We start from the raw sequence: 4,396 nt of genomic DNA on the forward strand, positions 1-4,396 counted from the left end.
AATTCACCTTCCTTATTAGTCGTACCAAGCAGGCGCTTGCCGAGTTTCAGCGATGCACCTTGAACATCTGCGTTCTGCTGGTTTTGTATCTTAAGGGTTACCCCCGCGGTTTGCGCTACGGCAGCCATCGAAGTCAAAAGAAAGCCGGCTAGAGCAAAAAGGCTGACTAAACGCGTAGATCGCAAAGGTTTTATAAAAAGGCGAACAGAATACATTTTTAAATTTTAATTAGATTGAATATAAATTAAGCGCAAATGTAGAATATTTTTTTGAAACCGATGAAAATTCATTCTGCAATAGCCAAATAACATTAGCTTTCCTTAATTTACTAATGAGCCCCAAAATCCGATATACAGCCCTAATTATCAATAATCAAAACTAGCACCAATGATGAACTGTCCGGCGAACTATACTCGGCGTTCCTATTAATTGACACCACGGCCTACCTGAATAAAAGGAATAAACTATTTAGCATCTACCGCGTTCTATTACAAAAAGTCATGATGTTAAAATATATTGCATTTCTGTTCTTTTTGGTTTCCATCATGGAAGATGAGGGAGTTTTACAGAAACTGCGCAGTAATTATGCACAGTCTGTAAAAAGCGAAGAAACATGTAAAGCCCAGCTTCGAACAGTTGAAGCGGTATCTAATCCTAGTCCACTAGAACTTGCATATATCGGAGCCTATCACGCAGTTTGGGCGAGCCATACGAAAGCCCCTTTCGATAAACTCAAAAGCTTCAAAAAGGGGAAAAAAGCTCTTGAAAATGCGGTACGCCAAGACCCTCAAAACGCGGAGATACGGTTTCTGCGACTGACAATTCAATATAACGCACCGAATATTCTTAAATATCGAAATGAGATCCCTGATGATTTAGAAATTATTCTTAGGAATTACGACCAAATTGAACCAGAGAAGGTCAAACTAATGGTCAAAGATTTTTTGCTGGGAACTAATCTCCTTAGCCAACCTCAAATAAATGACCTTTAAAGATAGTAGGCAACGAAGCCGATTAAAAGGAAGACACCAGTACTTGAAAAACGAGATGAAAAAAGAAATATTAGAAATACTTAATGATCGTGGAGAAATTATTCATGATAATTATTTTGGGATAATCGAGCTTGATGAAAATCGACATTTAGTGTATTGGGTATCGCAGCAAGACATAAATGAACTGAACATCCGTTCTGATGATGACCCAATAAAAGTTCGCGTAAATGTCGCTACAGTACACGGAGCTAAAATTACGCTTCCTAATAGCGTGCTGGACTATATCCCCACCACCTTTGGCCGTGTACGAAATAAGGAAGAAATCGACGGTCTTAACGAATTCGCTGAAGAACTACGCAAGCAAAAACCATTAGATTAATGGAGCAATTTTAATATTCTGAAAATTGAAATTGTTAAATGAAAACAGAAATACTAACTTGAACTAACCTTAGTATTTCGGTTAACTGCTTCACGTTTTACTACCTCTAGGAACTTGCTTCGGAAACGTTCAATATATTGAACATGCTGAATACCAATCTGGAGTGAGATGAGATAACTATCTGCGGTGAGATCTTTGATCCAAATCTTTAAAGGAATGTCAGCATCCACTTCATCAAACGACCTTACTGTACGAGCCAACCATACTTTCCATTCTTGAATGTCTTGGCTCGATTCTAACGACAATTGCATATTAAGCCGGATATCCGATTCAGAAAAGGTCCAATTCACCAATCTTCCCGAAAGCAAATCACCGTTGGGAATAATAACCCGCGCGCCTTGATCAGTCAACAATGTGCTTGAGCGAATTCCGATTTGAACGACTTGCCCTTTCTTGTCCGCAAGCTCGACATAATCGCCAATTTTGAAAGGCTTTTCAAAGATCAGGATAATCCCCGACACAAAGTTATTTACAATATTTTGAAGCCCCAGGCCAATACCTACACTAAGGGCACCAATGATTACAGCAAGTCTATCTAATCCCAATCCGATGATGCTGAAACAGATTAAAAGTGCGACAACGACGACCAAGAGTCTAAAAATTGGCAACAAAGCTATTTTAGAATTCGTTGTCTCTCTCGGCGAGCTACTGAGGAGCTCCCCCAAATTCTTCTGAAACCAGTTCGCCACCCAAAAGATAGTGATTACTAGCAGCAGATCACCAAAACTAAAATCTAACTTACCAATACGTAAAGAACGACCAAGTATACGGTCCACCCACCCCCATGCCTCACGATTCATATGAAGGTTATTCATCAATACGACAAGAATCAGAATCGTACAACAAAAACCAATAAAAACATCCAAACTTCGTATCGATTTCCTTTTGTCTAACCGCTTAATCCATGATCTTTCAGAAGATTTGGAATATTGTTTTTCTAAGTCATGAAGAAGCATATCCCGAAATGCCCTGAGCGACAATGCTTGCAGCAATCCTATTGCCCCGACTAAACTCCACATTCGAGAAATGTTTAAGTATTCCAAACCATTTAAAACAATAGCAACAACATTGCACAAAAGAAGCGCCCAGCGAATATAATTATGGAGGTAGCCAATAGGGTTATCGACATCTGTCTTTCGCCCTAAACTCCACAAAAGTACAACCCCCGCTAAATTAGCCGTTCCAGCAATCAAACGAATCCACCACACTTCTGAAAGAAACAAATTTGACAGAATAACAAAGAAATAGTATAAGAAAACGATATTCATAACCTTTTTCTTAAACTGGGAAAGTTCTTGATAAAGAAGGCCGTACAATAAGATAAAAATAAGAAGATAGCTTCCTTCCAATGCCCATACCGGAACCATAGAGCTAGAAAATGGCAGTAGTATTAAAAATAATATAATAGATTTTAGAACAGGAACATATACCGGCTGGTTTTTATGAACATTTAGCTCTTGCCGTCCTGTAACTCCCTTCCTCCCCAGTCGAAACACCCAATTAAAATAAAATAAGCTAAGTAAGAGAATCAAAAACCTACGGCCCCAGGAAGGAAAATCGAAAATCGGCGTACCCGAGCCGTCTTTCACCAAATTCTTTTGCATCACTCTCAGCATTCGTTTTGCGAATACCCCGTTGGTGTTAGTGGAATCGTGAACGACAATAGCCTCTTCTTTTAACTGGATGGTAGAGCTGTATAAATAGTCGATATCCAATAGAAGGCGTTGAATCTCGTCTTCTATTTGCGCCACGGTATCTCTTGTCTTCGCTGTATTGTCGAGTGAGTCATTCAATGTTATTGTCAGTCCACCGCCACTATCCGCTGCGGTATCGACAGACACTGCCGCGTCGCCCAATCCGGCATTGATCAGAGACGCTCGAAAGTTGTCGATGTCAGCCTTTTGATCGCGTAAAAAGCTTAAGGCCTCGTTGATAGTCAAAGTATCGGCAATCTCACGCTCCCAGAATTCCCTTCGTTTAAAGCTATCAATCTTTAAACTCTTTTCTTTCAGAAATGCACGCCAATCCTTAGGAATGGGTTTATAATGTACAGTACTATCACCGGTCCGTTGCGCTGTGTCGATGCCTTGTCCGAAACTACTCGATCCGGCCAAGATCAATAGCACAAAACAAGAAAACATCCAAGCGAACTCTGTGTAAAAGCAATATTTAAAGAAAATTTTCATTAACAGAGAATGAGTGCGAAGTAAGATGCGTAACAGACAAAATGTAAATTCCGTTAACTATCCACCGAAAATCTCTTTAGCTTGAGATCGTAGTGCCCTAAACGAACGTTATATAATTACCGTTTTCTACGCGTTACTTCCTTCTTTTTTTGAGTTCGAATCACGATGTATAAACAGATCGCGATAAACAGGATTCCAAAGATTATAGGTAGTATCATAACACATTTTATTAAGGGAACAAGCTTTATAGCAGAATGGTTCAAGAAATTATCTCTTTTTAGTAATAGCAGAAACGAAATTACGCTTTGACATTCATTAACGGCCTTCGAGAAATCTGTGACGCAACACCCTAAACTGATCTAACCTTCTGCAAATCTTATTTCTGGAGATCGAAACGGTTAAGATTCTTTACTGTGGGTCCATTTAACAGATCGCCGTCCGGCGAATAGCGCGCGCCGTGGCAAGGACAGTCCCAACTATATTCTGTATTATTCCATTTTACGGTGCACATGGCATGCGTGCATGTGGGATTTATCGCATGAATTTTACCGTGCAGATCTTTGAAAATACCGATATTTTCGCCATCGTATCGAAGCACCTTGCCCTCTCCTCTGGCTAGTTCAGCGAGCCCATCGATTTTATTTACAGCAAATCTATCGGCAACAAAATGTTTGACAACGTCTAAATTATCACGAAGTGCTGCTCCTATCGAGGACAATGGTCCAAAACGCGCCGGCGAATATAAGTTTGCATATCTGTTTTCCCCGTCCAAAATAAGC

At 40.0% G+C, this 4,396-nt stretch carries 5 protein-coding genes; 2 read left to right on the forward strand and 3 right to left on the reverse strand.

The window, feature by feature from the left end:
• Positions 1 to 215 (reverse strand): hypothetical protein (locus HP439_RS17995; RefSeq protein WP_172391717.1); only part of this gene is annotated, 215 nt, incomplete at its 3' end.
• Between the two features lie 285 nt (positions 216 to 500).
• On the opposite strand from HP439_RS17995, the gene HP439_RS18000 reads away from it, so the two are divergent.
• On the forward strand, positions 501 to 992 hold the full coding sequence (locus HP439_RS18000; RefSeq protein WP_172391718.1) for a hypothetical protein: 492 nt from the start codon (positions 501 to 503) through the stop codon (positions 990 to 992).
• A gap of 55 nt (positions 993 to 1,047) precedes the next feature.
• Positions 1,048 to 1,371: a hypothetical protein gene (locus HP439_RS18005; RefSeq protein WP_172391719.1), complete on the forward strand. Its 324-nt coding sequence runs from the start codon at positions 1,048 to 1,050 to the stop codon at positions 1,369 to 1,371.
• Between the two features lie 53 nt (positions 1,372 to 1,424).
• Here the strand turns inward: HP439_RS18005 and HP439_RS18010 are convergent, their stop codons facing one another.
• Both HP439_RS18010 and HP439_RS18015 read right to left on the reverse strand, forming a co-directional pair.
• Positions 1,425 to 3,617, reverse strand: a complete 2,193-nt coding sequence (locus tag HP439_RS18010; protein ID WP_172391720.1) for a mechanosensitive ion channel family protein — start codon at positions 3,615 to 3,617, stop codon at positions 1,425 to 1,427.
• Positions 3,618 to 3,993: 376 nt separating this feature from the next.
• The coding region (locus HP439_RS18015) for a Rieske 2Fe-2S domain-containing protein (protein ID WP_172391721.1) at positions 3,994 to 4,396 on the reverse strand (403 nt) is incomplete at its 5' end.

This window comes from Sphingobacterium shayense, from assembly GCF_013179575.1.
In the GTDB taxonomy this organism is placed as follows: domain Bacteria; phylum Bacteroidota; class Bacteroidia; order Sphingobacteriales; family Sphingobacteriaceae; genus Sphingobacterium; species Sphingobacterium shayense.